We start from the raw sequence: 13,540 nt of genomic DNA on the forward strand, positions 1-13,540 counted from the left end.
TATAATACAGAAAGTGAGACTAAAACCCTTGAAAGGAGCCATAAAATGGATATAGGCATCGTAGGATTGCCCAATGTTGGCAAAAGCACTCTTTTCAACGCCATTACAAAAGCCGGAGCCGAGTGCGCCAACTATCCTTTCTGCACCATAGAACCCAACGTGGGAGTTGTAGCTGTGCCGGACCCGAGGCTTGAGGAACTCGCAAAATTGGAAAATCCTCAAAAGGTGACGCCCGCCACCATCAGGTTCGTAGACATAGCGGGCCTTGTAAGAGGTGCAAGCCGCGGAGAAGGGCTCGGCAATAAATTTCTCTCCCACATCCGCGAAGTCGATGCAATTGCCCACGTGGTCAGGTGTTTCGAAGATCCTAACGTGGTCCACGTGGATGGCAGCGTAGACCCGATAAGGGATATCGAAACCATAAACCTAGAGCTCATTTTTGCCGACCTGGAAACTTTGGAAAGGCGCCGGGATAAGGTAGCAAAACAGGCCAAATCGGGAGACAAGCAGTATCAAAAAGAGCTTTCGTTGCTCGAGCGACTGAAAGAGACGCTGGAAAACAATTTACCCGCCAGGGCTTTACCACTTGATGAGGAAGAATCAAAAATCGTAAAACAGCTTAACCTCCTCACCTTAAAACCAATAATTTACGTTGCCAATATATCGGAAGACGACCTTATGGCAGGGAAAGAGAATAATATGGTAAAAAAAGTAATGGAATACGCCCAAAAAGAAAGGGCCGAAGTTATTTCAATATGCGCCAAAATTGAGGCAGAGCTGGCTGCCCTTGACGATGCAGAAAGAAACGACCTCCTTTCGGCTTACGGACTTGAAGAGCCCGGCCTTAATCGCCTCATTCGGGTGGAATATAGGCTACTCGGCCTTATCACCTTTTTTACCGCCGGCCCAAAAGAGGTAAGGGCCTGGACAATACGGGAAGGCACCAGAGCACCTCAGGCAGCGGGAAAAATTCACAGTGACTTCGAGCGGGGATTTATAAGGGCGGAAGTTATCTCTTACGAAGACCTCATGGCGGTAAAAAGCCAACAGGCTGCAAAAGAAAAAGGTCTTGTGCGTTTGGAAGGCAAGGATTATGTGGTGAGGGACGGGGACGTAATTTTCTTTAGATTTAATGTGTAAAAGCCCGGCATCGGAGAAGGTCGCCGGGCTCGTTTGTTACCTATTGGAATTGTAAATTATGTGAGGACCTATTGAAGATATATCCCTGCAGCCGGTCAGTATCATCGCTTGATAAAGTTCCTTCGCCATGGTTTCCAGCACCAGCTTTACTCCTTCCATTCCCCCGCCGTAAGCGCCGATTATCACAGGCCTTCCCACAAGCACCGCATCGGCGCCGAGAGCCAGGTATTTTAGCACATCAACTCCTGACCTCACGCCGCCGTCGGCCAAAATCGTAATCTTCCCCTTGAATTTTTCCGCTATTGCCGGCAACACTTCCGCTACTCCCGGCGTGAAATCGAGGATCCGCCCTCCGTGATTTGAAACGACAATGGCCGAAGCTCCGGCTTTATAGGCAATTTCCGCTTCATCCACCGTCATTATCCCCTTGACTATAAAAGGCATGTCAACCTTGGATATGATATCCTTTAATTCTTCGAAGGTCTTTGGCCCCACCGGCTGCCCCATTAATGCCATGGTCACCAATCCCGCCCCGTCCACGTCCATGCCCGCGGCCACAGCACCTATGCCTTTGGCCCTCTGGGCCATCTTCATCAAAACCTCATTTTCCCTGGGTTTCATTATAGCTATCCCGTGGCCGTTTTCCTCTTTGATAGCTTTAAGGCCCGAATCGTAAAAGAGCGGATTTCCTCCATCGCCGCACATCCCCAAGGTACCGGCAGCTTTGCTGCCGGATATCACCATTTTGATAAACTCCTCTTCCGGAACTGCCCCTCCCATGTTGTAATCGGAACCGGTAATGGGCGCCGCAAGTATCGGCATCGAAAGCTTTTTCCCAAAGAGTTGGGTGCTTATGTCCGGGTCTTTCGCTGCGTGCAGGGTTCTCATGTTTAACTTTACTTTTGCAAGAGCCTCTACGTTGGCGCGGAAGGAAGCCCCGGTGCCGGCACCACCCATCCCCGGCACTTCCCCCGCACACGCTACTCCGTCGCATGCTTTGCAGACCCTGCAGTAACCTTTCATCTTTTCCCGGGCGTTTCTTTTTATTTCGCTTAGATTCATTATGAAGTCCCCCTCTTACACGATTCTTTACACAATTCCATTATACAATAAACCCAGGAAATAAATTAAGGCAGAAAGGGAATATCTTTTATTGTGTAGAATATTTTTAGAAAGAAAATCTTTTCATCAGAAGGTCGGGAATCTTTGATGGCACGTAAAGCTTTGGCGGTTTTACTTTCGATGCTTTTTTTAGCGTTTTTCTTCAATCGCACGCTTCTTGCCTTTTTAGCACCACCCGCACTAATCCAAAACGAATCCGGGCAGAAATTGATAGAAGAGATTTTGAGGCTGGATTCGAAAATCCATGCCTTAAATATAAAGCTCGGCGAACTTGCCGAAAAGAAAAAAGAACTTGAAAAGGAACTTGCCTTAAAGCGCTCCGAAATCAATCGTTTATCGGTAAGGCTGGGAGAAAACAGGAAAAAACTTGCAAGGTGGATAGTCTTCAGCTACAAAAACGGCATTGGAACCTTTCTTTCCGTGCTGGTCGGCGCCGAAAACGTCGGGGATTTTTTAAGGCGGTTCGACAACATTGTGTTTTTGCTAGAATACTATAATAATGTGATTTCCGAAACAAGAAATCTATTTCTGCTGCAAAAACAGGAGGAATCCTTCATTATGGAAAAACAGAATGAAATTAGGGCCTTGGAGGACCAGACAAAAAAGACTCTGCAAGAACTCATGGATACTAGAACTAAAAAAGAACTGGAACTTGTCAACGCAAGAAAAATTTTTGATAATCCATCATTTCTTGAAAATACCAGCAAAAACTGGCAGGAAGTCCTGCCTTCTCTGGACTATCTTTTGAAGAATTTTTCTTCGCTCCCGTGGAGCAGCATCAGCCCCGACAACCTGAAAGTAAATTATCTTACGCTGACAGCCAGGGCGGAATTCACCGACAGGAGCATAACCGAAAAGCTGCTTGCGAGCAACGAAAGACTGAAAAACGCCTTTTTTACCTTCAGTCCGGAAGGCATCACCGTGTCCGAAAAAGGTCCGCAAGGCCAGATATTGTACTCGGTAACTTGCCGGCTAGAACTTTTAAGCAACAACCGCATAAAGATTGAGCCTGTAAAAGTCGAATTTAAAGGTGTCACCCTCCCTCCTGAAGTAATTCAGGACCTTACCAAAAACGTCGACCTTTCCTTCACTCCGCCACCCCTGCCCTATGATCTCAAAATTACTTCAATTTCGACCGAAGAACACAAATTAATTTTGTATCTGAAAAAATAAAGCGGGGATGTCCGGTTTCAAATTAGCAACAATAATCGCAGTAATGTAAAAATGCCGGTAATATGTTATAATTTTTATATAAGCAACTGTTGAGAGGGGCTTTTTTGATGTCTCAAATCAGCAAGATAAGCATTTTGACCGTCTTTCTTGCCGGTATTTTTTCTTTTTTTTCTCCCTGCACCCTACCGCTTTTGCCTTTATACTTTTCAATTCTGGCGGGAGGGGATATCCGCGCTCAGTACAAAAAGTTAACCTTAATAACAAATAGCCTAAGTTTTATTTCCGGATTTTCGCTGATTTTCATCTTGCTCGGGCTTTCCGCAACAGCCCTGGGCCGGTTTCTCCTTGTAAACCGCCTTTTACTTTCAAAAATCGCTTCGGTTTTCGTCGTATTTTTCGGAGTCTTTCTGGTCGGTAGATTTCAAATCCCTCTTTTGATGAGGGAAAAACGGTTGCATTTTCATTTTCAAAAAATTACTCCTCTTTCTGCCTTCATCATGGGGTGTTCCTTTTCACTGGGCTGGACGCCATGCCTGGGTCCCATCCTTGCATCGGTGCTCCTTACCGCCAGCAGCACCCAGCATGCGGTTTCGGGAGCCTTTCTGCTTTTGGTCTTTGCTGCAGGTTTAGGGTTTCCTTTTTTACTGCTGGCACTAGTCGCAGAAAAAATTGCGAGTATAATGCCCAAAATTCGCCGCGGTATGCCTATTTTCCAGAAAGCAGCAGGAGGCATCCTGATATTGATGGGGGTGAGTTTATTTTTCGGATTACTTTAGCGGAGGTGTAGCAATTGCCTTTAAAAAAGAAAAAAGCCCTGCTTTTTCTGGTCTTAGCATTCCTCACCGTTTTCAGCCTTGCGGGGTGTCAGACGCTAAAAAATGAAAACACAGATACTAAAACCAAACCTTACGAAGGCTACCCCGCCCCCGATTTTGAGCTTAAAGACCTGTCCGGCAAAACGGTCCACCTTTCGGACTTCCGAGGGAAAATGGTGGTGCTCAATTTCTGGTCGCTCAACTGTTCCTTTTGCCTCGCCGAAATGCCCGACTTCGAAGAATTTTACCGCTCAAAGTCCGAGAACGTGGAGGTCCTTTTGATAAACCTCGATAGAAACGCCGAAAAAGTCCGAACATACATCCAAAATAGGGGATTTACCTTCAATGTTTTACTGGACGAAAAGGCCGAGACCGTCCGGTCTTACCTCATACGAGGTGTCCCCACTACGTTTTTGGTGGACGAAGACGGAGTAATTATGTCCCGCATTGAAGGCCAGGTCTCCAGGGAGGTCCTGGACTCGATGGTACAAAGTGCCTGCGGCACAGACACCCCCACTTGAAAGTATTTTTAAAGATATCGTCGATATCAAAAATTAAGGAGGGAAACAAGTGAAAAGGTTAAGCATTACCACAAGAATTTTAATAGGCCTTGTACTCGGTATTATCGTCGGCCTCTTTTTCACTTCGTCTCCCGGTACCGCATCAACTTACATAAAGCCTTTTGGAGACCTTTTCCTCAACCTAATCAAAATGATAATAGTGCCCCTAGTGCTCTCATCGCTGGTAGTGGGTGCCGCTAGCACCGGCGATGTAGGAAAACTAGGTCGAATCGGAATTAAGACTCTTGCTTACTATCTTCTGACAACGGCATTTGCCGTAACTTTGGGATTAATATTGGGAAATATTTTAGACCCCGGATTGGGGATGACCTTGCCGTCTGATGCTAAGGTGGAAGTGAGTAAAGCCCCATCTATCGTTGAAACCCTTCTTGGAATCGTCCCCACTAACCCTATAAAGGCTATGGCAGACACAAACATGCTGCAGATTATAGTTTTCGCCATATTCATCGGAATAGCCATAACGCTTGTTGGCGAAAAGGGTAAGCCTGTCTTAAACTTCTTCGACAGCCTTGCCGAAATTAGTTATAAAATTGTAGCAATAATAATGGAATACGCGCCTATCGGCGTATTTGCCCTCATAGTACCGGTAGTAGCTGCAAATGGACCGGCTGTTCTCCTTCCACTCTTGAAGGTTATTATCACAGTATATATAGGCTGCGCTCTACATGCCGGGCTGGTGTACTCCACCCTGGTTTGGTTATTTGCCCGAATGAATCCGATTAAATTTTTTAAGGGGGCAGCCCCTGCAATGATGATGGCCTTCACCACCAGCAGCAGTTCGGCCACACTTCCAGTCTCCATGGAAAGTTCCGAAAAGAACCTGGGGGTTTCCAAATCTATAAGTAGTTTTGTTTTGCCACTCGGCGCCACCATCAATATGGACGGCACGGCTCTCTACCAAGGGGTTTGCGCCCTCTTTGTAGCTCAGGTGTTAGGGATAGACCTTACGCTTTCCCAGCAGATGGTGATAGTGCTCACCGCCACCTTAGCTTCTATAGGAACTGCAGGAGTTCCCGGTGCGGGCCTTATAATGCTGACAATGGTATTGCAGTCTGTAGGACTTCCTCTAGAAGGAATAGCAATCATCGGTGGAATAGACCGTATCCTCGACATGGCGAGAACCTGCATCAACGTCACGGGCGACATTGCGGGATCCGTGGTGGTAGCCTCAACGGAAGGAGAACTGAGAAGGGACATCACTTCAAAATGATTACGCCAACATACAGGGCAAGCTAAAATAAGCGGAAATAAAAAGCTCCATTCCCCATGGGAATGGAGCTTTTTATTATTCCTTTTTCTTTCTTGCCGGCTTGCACAGTATCTCGGAAATCCATGTATCGAAGATGCTTGCGGCGTGGGAGGGTCTGAGTATTATGGCGGTGTCCGCCCCCGTCCCGGTTCCGCCGACGGCGATCACATCCTCGCCGTAAGGTATCATCCCCGCGTCTAGGGCCATCGTCGCTATCTCAACGCAGACTTTAACTCCTTGACCGAACATCCTCAAAGTATTGGCTATAATCTCCACCGGATAGACCCCGCCGAACTTCCGGCTGATACCCCTTTCTGCTCCCGAAAGCACGTGGGTGGTGGTGAGAACCTTCACTCCGGAATTTAACAGTCTTTGCCTCAAATCCTCGGGAAACTCCATTTCACCGGGAACAGAAAATCCGCAAACATGAGTTACCACCACCAAATTCACTCCCAAATTTGCATCGAAGAAAGCCTTAGCGGTGCGGCCTTCTGTGGATGCCACCACCACGTGCCTTATATTCCTTTCTTTTACCGCTTTTTTCACCACTGCAAGGGTGTTTTCGGTATTTCCTTCTCCCGGAAAATCCCAATACATCTTCAAGGCCTCCTGATATAAAAATACATCCATTTACATTTTATCACAATTCGAATTCTTCGTGCAGAGCAGTTATGGCCTTTTTAGCATCTTCGCTGCGCACAAGGCACGATATGGTGGAGTTTGAATCCGAAGTCTGAAGAATCTCTATGTTTTCCTTTTTTAGGGCTTTAACTAACCTTGCCATAACTCCCGGAACTTCTAACATACCACCTCCTACTATAGTCACTTTGGTAAGACCCTTTGTAACCTGTGGAGTTATGCCGACTTTTCTTAATTCCCCCATTGTCTTTTCTACTTCTTCTTCCTTTACTGTAAACACTTTCAAATCAGGGAACACATTAATTAAGTCGATATTGATCCCTGCTTTTGCAAGAGTCTCGAATATCTTTTCCTGCTCATCACGGTCTTGGGAAACCTTTATTACTACTTGTGCAAGGTGCGGAATATGAGCTATACCAGTTATTAGTTTTTCAGAAATCCAACATGGCTTACAAGTTATTAATGTCCCGGGAGAATTAGAAAAAGTCGACCTGACTCTCAGTGGGAGATTGCGCTGCATCGCTATTTCTACCGCTCGAGGATGTATTACTCTTGCACCATTGTATGCCATCTCTGTAACTTCTTGATAGCTAACAGTTTCTAAAATGCGAGCTTCTTTAACCATCTTAGGGTCCGCAGTCATAATTCCTTCTACATCGGTAAAGATATCAACCCACTCTGCTCCGAGCGCGGCGCCAAGAGCCGCTGCGGTTGTATCGCTTCCGCCCCTTCCAAGAGTCGTTACATCCCCTTTCTCAGTAATCCCCTGAAAGCCAGCAACTACGGGAATATATCCATCCTCTATTGCATCTATGAGCGAATCTACTTTTATCTCTTTAATCATTGCATTTCCGTAATTGTCATCGGTTATTATCCCAGCTTGGCCTCCCGTAAAAGCCTTAGCCTTGTATCCCTTTGCCGCAAGTAATGACGCAATGAGGGCAGCAGAAATAATTTCCCCACAGGAAATTAAAAGGTCTTTTTCTCTTTTTGACGCATATCCATTTGCCTCATCTAATAGGGAAAGGAGCGTGTCAGTGGCATAAGGGTCTCCTTTTCGACCTATTGCCGATACCACGACCACAGGCGAATATCCTTCTTCTTTTGCCTTTATTATACGCTCTACCACCAATTTTCTCGCCTCGGGAGTAGCCACCGAAGTGCCGCCGAATTTTTGAACCACTATCCTCATTTCATTCACCTCTTGTCAGCGTTTTATATCAGATTATGTTCCACCAGGTATTCGGCTATTTTAACCGCGTTGTAAGCCGCACCCCGTCGCAAATTGTCTGCCACAATCCACAAGTTGAGCCCGCAGGGAACGGTAAAATCTTCCCTTATCCTGCCTACGAACACCTCGTCCTTACCCGAAAGGAAAGCCGGCATCGGATATATCTTATTTTTCGGGTCGTCCATCACCACAACTCCCGGTGCTCTAGAAAGTATGGCCCGGGCCTCATCAGCAGTAATTTTCTCGCAGGTCTCTATGTTCACCGATTCCGAATGGCAGTTAAAAACGGGGACTCTTACTGTAGTAGCCGTGACAGCTATACTGTCGTCACCCATTATCTTTTTAGTTTCTCTAACCATCTTCCACTCTTCCAAGCTGTATCCCGTTTCGTCGAATGCGTCGATATGCGGAAGAAGGTTGAACGCGATCTGGTGCGGGTAGACTTCCGGCTTTATGTTCATGCCTTCCAGCACCTGTTTGGCCTGCAGTTTAAGCTCTTCTATGGCTTCAAGTCCGGTTCCCGAAACCGCCTGATAAGTGGAAACCACAACCCGCTTTATTTTAGCTCTTTCGTGGAGCGGCTTTAGCACTATCACCATCTGGATTGTAGAACAATTCGGATTGGCTATTAAGCCTTTGTGTCTTTTAAGGTCGTAGGGATTTACTTCGGGTACGACTAATGGTACATCAGGTTCCATTCGGAAGGCGTTGCTGTTGTCTATCACCACTGCACCCCTTTTCACAGCTTCCGGTGCCAGTGTCAAACTTATGTCCTTCCCTGCTGAAAAAAGGGCTATATCCACTCCCTCAAAAGCTGAAGGTTTTGCCTCTTTGACTTCGTAGGCCTTTCCCGAAAACTCTATCCTGTGTCCTGCAGACCGAGATGAAGCAAGGGGCAGGATTTCTTTAACAGGAAAATTTCTTTCCTCTAGTATTTTCAACATAGTCCGCCCCACCGCGCCGGTAGCACCTACCACAGCTACATTATAGGTTTTCACTTTGCATTCCTCCTTGAATCTAATTTCGTTACTATGATGAACAGCGCTGCTCATCACATTGATTCATATTAAGAGTATTGTATTTTAAATAAAAAATAGTGTCAATATACATTTTATGCTCCAATTTATAGGCCTGACATAATGAATACGACTCAAAAATTCGCATCCTTTCTGCACCTACAATACACCGAGGTTGTTTATAAATTGTGGACATTTGTTGTTTATACACGAACATTTATGGTTTTATTATATTCTACACAAAATATGAAATTCCTTTTATCTAAATTTTTTTATTTTCATCTTGAGCAAAAAATCAGACCCGACCTTTAAGGCCGGATCTAACAACCTCATAAGTAGAAGTCTAGATTCTTTTTGCAAATAATATTAGCGCGCAAAAGATGATATGACTATAATATATCCGGTGATTCAAAAGCCATTTCTTGATATAATAAATTATACAGAAAAATGCGGAAGGTGATGAAAATGATTCCATTAAGGGATAACATCGCAAGCAGGCGACCGCCTCTAGTAACGGTCTTGCTTATAATCCTAAATTCATTGGTCTTTTACGTCTCCGCCGGAAACCACCCCGCGGTTTTCGCAAAAATCTTATACAAATACGGGCTCATACCAGCCAAAATAACTAAGCTATTCGTAACCGGGGCTGCATTTTCCCTAGAAGACCTTTATCCATTCATAACGAGCACCTTTTTACACGGCAATTTGTGGCATCTTATAAGCAATTTATGGATTCTGTGGCTCTTCGGCGACAATGTGGAGGACCGGATGGGCCATATAAGATTTTTGATATTTTATCTAATCAGCGGTGTCATAGCCGGTATTACCCACCTTGTCTTTAACCCCCTCCTGCCCGTACCGGTGGTAGGCGCCTCCGGGGCTATCGCAGGTGTAATGGGTGCATATTTTGTGCTTTTCCCTACGGCCAGAATAATAACATTGATACCTACATTTTTTATATTGCCCCTATTCGTTCACATACCTGCCGTCCTATATCTTTTCCTCTGGTTTTTGACGCAGCTTTATTACGGCACAACTTACGCTTTTATAGGCGGCACGGCGGTTTCTGGAGTTGCCTGGTGGGCGCACATAGGCGGGTTTGTCGGGGGCGCAATCTTGAATAGGTTCTTTATAAGAAGGCGATGGCGATAATAATAGAGCTTCCATTTTTAACGGAAGGCTGATTCTTTTATCGCATCAATTCCCTCCGCTGCATTATATGAGCTCCGGACCAGCGGGCCCGACGCCACATATTTGAATCCGAGGCCATAGCCTATCTTTCGGTACCTCTCGAACTGTTCCGGTGTAACGTATTCCACCACCGCTATGTGGCTTAAAGAAGGCCTGAGGTACTGGCCTATTGTCATCATATCGCAGCTTACGCTGATCAGGTCCTTCATAAGGTCGACCACTTCTTCTTCAGTCTCACCAAGCCCCACCATGATACCCGACTTGGTGTAGATAGCCGAGTCAAGTTCTTTTACTTTTTTTAAAAGGAAAAGCGACCTTTCGTAATCGGCCATTGGCCTAACCGCCGGGTAAAGCCGGGGCACGGTCTCAAGGTTGTGATTTATAACATCGGGCTTCGACTCAACTACAGTCCTTATGGCCTCCTCGTTTCCCCGGAAGTCTGATACCAACACTTCCACGGTGAGGCCGGGGATTTTTTTCAGCTCCCTCACAGTCCTGGCAAAATGCGATGCGCCGCCGTCGGGCAGGTCGTCCCTGGTCACGCAGGTTATCACCGCATGTTTTAAATTCAGGGCCCTGGCAGCTTCGGCAACCCTCATGGGCTCATCATCATCCAGAGGCATCGGATGTCCCTTATCCACAGCACAGAACCTGCAATTTCTCGTGCAGACGTTCCCCATTATCATAAAAGTAGCAGTTTTTCTGGAAAAGCACTCTCCCATATTGGGACAGTGAGCGCTCTGGCATACGGTGTTCAGTTTCACCGTTTTTAAAAACTCCTCCATATACTTCAATTCCGTCGGGTTTACCTTGACTTTCATCCATTCGGGTTTTTTCATTTTTCCAATCCTCCCGCCATTGATTCAAGCCTGTTTTGGTCGATTTCTTCAAACCTCACACCGAACACTTCCTCGAATTTGCCGTTCAATCTCTCTCTCACCTTTTCCAGATCCTCTCTTACCCCCAGCTTTTCCAGGGATGTTACGCCGAATTCCTTTATTCCGCAGGGGAATATCCTGCCGAAATACGTAAGGTCGGTGTTGACGTTGAAAGCGATGCCGTGCCACGTCACCCACCGCCTAACGGCGATGCCTATCGCGCATATCTTCTCATCGCCTACCCAAACGCCGGTGTAATTCGGCTTCCTACCCGCCATCACGCCATAATCGGCAAGCAGCCTTATCACAACCTCTTCCAGCCTGTCCACAAAAGCGTGAACATCTTTCTCCCATTTATTCAGGTTCACCACGGGATAGGCCACTATCTGCCCCGGTCCGTGAAAGGTGATATTGCCGCCCCGCTCTACCTCGTGCACTTCAGCAATTTTCTTAAGCTCTTCCAGCGGCACCAGCAAGTTTTCGTAACCGCCGGCCCTGCCTATGGTGTAAACCGGCGGGTGCTGAAGGGTTATCAGGATCATGTCGGCGAGCCCCGACTTTACAACTTCGACGGCTTTGAGCTGCAGCTCTTTGCCTTTTAGATACGGTAAAAGGCCCTGCTTCAGCAATAAGGCTTTCATCTCTAGTTTCACCCTTCCATGTATCCAAAACCGACCTTTCTAATCTTTTCGGATTCAGATTCGTTAAGTTTCATATTTTCAACTTTACTTAGAGATATATTTTTCATTACTGCCTTTTCCATTACCAAAAGTATTTATCTTTATACTACACCCGGTGGGCGAAATCCTTCTTCTTCAAAACTAAATTGATAAAAAAAGTTTCAACACAACAGTCATCGAAGCCATTAAATTACTGAGCGTAAGATACCAATGTTTGAATCCGATTATGATGTCACAATTTCCGTTGGAGATATCAGAGAGAACCTAATCGGTTCTAACTGCGGACAGTATATTATTCGTTTCCTTAAGGAAAGGCCGGAACTCAGGGGAGCATATACCTTTGCAAGAAGTTTTGATTTTATTGATGTTTAAAAGGAATTATGTTTAAATATCCACATAGTTTTCAATAATTATTTCAGAAGAATCTATTATTAAATATTCCACCCCGCTATCATAAGAAATTTTCACTTTTATGGGTTCTTTCAATATTTCCATCATCTCTTCTTTTTGCTCTTCAGTAAACGCATTATAATTTGGTATATTGGTAATTTTCGTGACATATAAAGCATAGGGAATTTTGCCCGGAATCAAATTAACTGGATTGTCTTTTACATTGCCAAAAATATTTAAAGGAGTTGACATATATTTTCTTATTTTATCGGATAAAAATGCCGTTACTACTATATTATAAATCGGTTTATCAGTCTTATTTTCAATATATAGATCGAAAATCAAATATGGTGATTCAACTTTTTCTGAGGGCTTTATCATAATTTTGGGCGTAATTTTAAAACGTTTACTTTCCTCCAATTTGATCCATTTAACACCGTTTTCTATTGTCACATCAAAGGCGTTGTTAATATTCGACTTCAATGAGATATTAATCATAAAAAAAAATAAGATAACAAATGCAGCTATTATAATACTAGATAATAAAATCTTTCTTTTCTTTATCATTAAGAAATCACCCTCACCTCTTAACTCCTGTCCAATCTTCAAAACCCGCAGGTAATCCTATTGCCCATCTTTCGTATGCTTGATTAGTTAAATAAGTCTCATCATAATAATGCGGTGCAACATCAATATGTATTGGCGAATAACCTCTATCCCATGTTTTATCTATAGTATATGTTCTAGTAGCACCAGCAGTATTTACATAAGAGCCAAATTCATGTCTATACCATTCCCGATTTCTTGATGTGTAATAAGTTTTCCATATTTTATCTTCTATCCATACTTGGGCTAATTTTTCTGTATAATAATAAGAATGATACAATCTAGCTGTAACTACTTGATTCGTATCAACAATATCAAAAAACAGATCTGCAATGTCCAAAAGTATATTACCAACTGTTGTCGTAAAATAACCAGAAATAGTTAATACAGCATCCCATATTAGGTCCCCAATACCATATTTTTCATCATCCATATAAAGGTATCCTGTACTCCAAGCATCTTCAATTACTCTAGTAGCGCCTATACCCGGATCTACATACTGAGGGGAAATTTCTTCACTCTTTATTTTTATATCCCCTTGTAATATTTTTCTATCTCTTTCTTTTATTGCCATAGATTCAATTTTATCTGCTTCAGAAAAACTCTTTACTGTTTTTTTAGGATAATCAACACTAGCAAATACCATAGACATCGAATTAAATACAAAAATAAAAGTCATAATCCAAATTATTGTTGCACGGATTTTTTTCGTCATTAACATTAAATTCTCCTCCTTGTACAATATAGTTAGCCTTTAACTAATAAATTTTTTTGACAAACACATAGGAATTCTGATAAAACATAGCTAATATTTCTCGTAGCGGCAGGG

Annotated in this window: 15 protein-coding genes; 7 read left to right on the top strand and 8 right to left on the bottom strand. The window is 44.3% G+C overall.

Going from position 1 to position 13,540, the window contains the following annotated elements; all coding sequences use genetic code 11:
* Nucleotides 1–45: 45 nt before the first annotated feature.
* Nucleotides 46–1,140, top strand: a complete 1,095-nt coding sequence (gene ychF / locus BUB66_RS07720) for a redox-regulated ATPase YchF (RefSeq protein ID WP_073257098.1) — start codon at nt 46–48, stop codon at nt 1,138–1,140.
* Between the two features lie 36 nt (nt 1,141–1,176).
* Here ychF and BUB66_RS07725 read toward each other — a convergent pair whose 3' ends face one another.
* Nucleotides 1,177–2,202: an alpha-hydroxy-acid oxidizing protein gene (locus BUB66_RS07725; protein ID WP_073257100.1), complete on the bottom strand. Its 1,026-nt coding sequence runs from the start codon at nt 2,200–2,202 to the stop codon at nt 1,177–1,179.
* A gap of 147 nt (nt 2,203–2,349) precedes the next feature.
* Here BUB66_RS07725 and BUB66_RS07730 point away from each other — a divergent pair, with 147 nt between their 5' ends.
* The 4 genes from BUB66_RS07730 to BUB66_RS07745 all read left to right on the top strand — a co-directional run bounded on the left by BUB66_RS07730 (nt 2,350) and on the right by BUB66_RS07745 (nt 6,041).
* Nucleotides 2,350–3,435, top strand: a complete 1,086-nt coding sequence (locus tag BUB66_RS07730; RefSeq protein ID WP_073257209.1) for a coiled-coil domain-containing protein — start codon at nt 2,350–2,352, stop codon at nt 3,433–3,435.
* A 107-nt stretch (nt 3,436–3,542) separates the two neighbouring features.
* Nucleotides 3,543–4,211: a cytochrome c biogenesis CcdA family protein gene (locus BUB66_RS07735; protein ID WP_084098907.1), complete on the top strand. Its 669-nt coding sequence runs from the start codon at nt 3,543–3,545 to the stop codon at nt 4,209–4,211.
* Nucleotides 4,212–4,225: 14 nt separating this feature from the next.
* Complete coding sequence (locus tag BUB66_RS07740) at nt 4,226–4,771, top strand: peroxiredoxin family protein (protein ID WP_073257103.1); 546 nt, start codon at nt 4,226–4,228, stop codon at nt 4,769–4,771.
* Between the two features lie 49 nt (nt 4,772–4,820).
* Nucleotides 4,821–6,041: a dicarboxylate/amino acid:cation symporter gene (locus tag BUB66_RS07745; RefSeq protein ID WP_073257107.1), complete on the top strand. Its 1,221-nt coding sequence runs from the start codon at nt 4,821–4,823 to the stop codon at nt 6,039–6,041.
* A gap of 75 nt (nt 6,042–6,116) precedes the next feature.
* On the opposite strand, the gene BUB66_RS07750 is transcribed toward BUB66_RS07745, so the two are convergent.
* Genes BUB66_RS07750 through BUB66_RS07760 form a run of 3 tightly spaced genes read right to left on the bottom strand, consistent with a single transcriptional unit; the run spans nt 6,117 to nt 8,948 of the window.
* The gene (locus tag BUB66_RS07750; protein WP_073257110.1) at nt 6,117–6,677 is read right to left on the bottom strand and encodes a pyruvate kinase alpha/beta domain-containing protein; all 561 of its coding nucleotides are present in this window, start codon (nt 6,675–6,677) and stop codon (nt 6,117–6,119) included.
* A gap of 43 nt (nt 6,678–6,720) precedes the next feature.
* Nucleotides 6,721–7,911, bottom strand: coding sequence for an aspartate kinase (gene dapG / locus BUB66_RS07755; protein ID WP_073257113.1), 1,191 nt, complete (start codon nt 7,909–7,911; stop codon nt 6,721–6,723).
* 23 nt (nt 7,912–7,934) lie between these two features.
* Complete coding sequence (locus tag BUB66_RS07760; protein WP_073257116.1) at nt 7,935–8,948, bottom strand: aspartate-semialdehyde dehydrogenase; 1,014 nt, start codon at nt 8,946–8,948, stop codon at nt 7,935–7,937.
* Between the two features lie 483 nt (nt 8,949–9,431).
* Here BUB66_RS07760 and BUB66_RS07765 point away from each other — a divergent pair, with 483 nt between their 5' ends.
* Nucleotides 9,432–10,118, top strand: a complete 687-nt coding sequence (locus BUB66_RS07765) for a rhomboid family intramembrane serine protease (RefSeq protein WP_073257119.1) — start codon at nt 9,432–9,434, stop codon at nt 10,116–10,118.
* 17 nt (nt 10,119–10,135) lie between these two features.
* Here the strand turns inward: BUB66_RS07765 and lipA are convergent, their stop codons facing one another.
* Together lipA and lipB are read right to left on the bottom strand one after the other, a co-directional pair.
* Nucleotides 10,136–10,996 (bottom strand): lipoyl synthase, encoded by an 861-nt coding sequence (gene lipA / locus BUB66_RS07770; RefSeq protein WP_073257122.1) that lies wholly within the window; start codon nt 10,994–10,996, stop codon nt 10,136–10,138.
* Entirely contained in the window at nt 10,993–11,676 is a 684-nt protein-coding gene (gene lipB, locus BUB66_RS07775; RefSeq protein ID WP_073257125.1) for a lipoyl(octanoyl) transferase LipB, read from the bottom strand. Before lipB ends, lipA begins: the two co-directional genes overlap by 4 nt.
* Before the next feature lie 249 nt (nt 11,677–11,925).
* On the opposite strand from lipB, the gene BUB66_RS12050 reads away from it, so the two are divergent.
* The gene (locus BUB66_RS12050) at nt 11,926–12,087 is read left to right on the top strand and encodes a hypothetical protein (RefSeq protein WP_188092886.1); all 162 of its coding nucleotides are present in this window, start codon (nt 11,926–11,928) and stop codon (nt 12,085–12,087) included.
* Between the two features lie 12 nt (nt 12,088–12,099).
* On the opposite strand, the gene BUB66_RS07780 is transcribed toward BUB66_RS12050, so the two are convergent.
* Nucleotides 12,100–12,672, bottom strand: a complete 573-nt coding sequence (locus tag BUB66_RS07780) for a hypothetical protein (protein WP_073257128.1) — start codon at nt 12,670–12,672, stop codon at nt 12,100–12,102.
* A gap of 13 nt (nt 12,673–12,685) precedes the next feature.
* Nucleotides 12,686–13,432, bottom strand: a complete 747-nt coding sequence (locus BUB66_RS07785; protein WP_073257131.1) for a hypothetical protein — start codon at nt 13,430–13,432, stop codon at nt 12,686–12,688.
* Nucleotides 13,433–13,540 lie beyond the last annotated feature (108 nt).

Source organism: Caldanaerovirga acetigignens (genome assembly GCF_900142995.1).
GTDB lineage: Bacteria > Bacillota > Thermosediminibacteria > Thermosediminibacterales > Thermosediminibacteraceae > Fervidicola > Fervidicola acetigignens.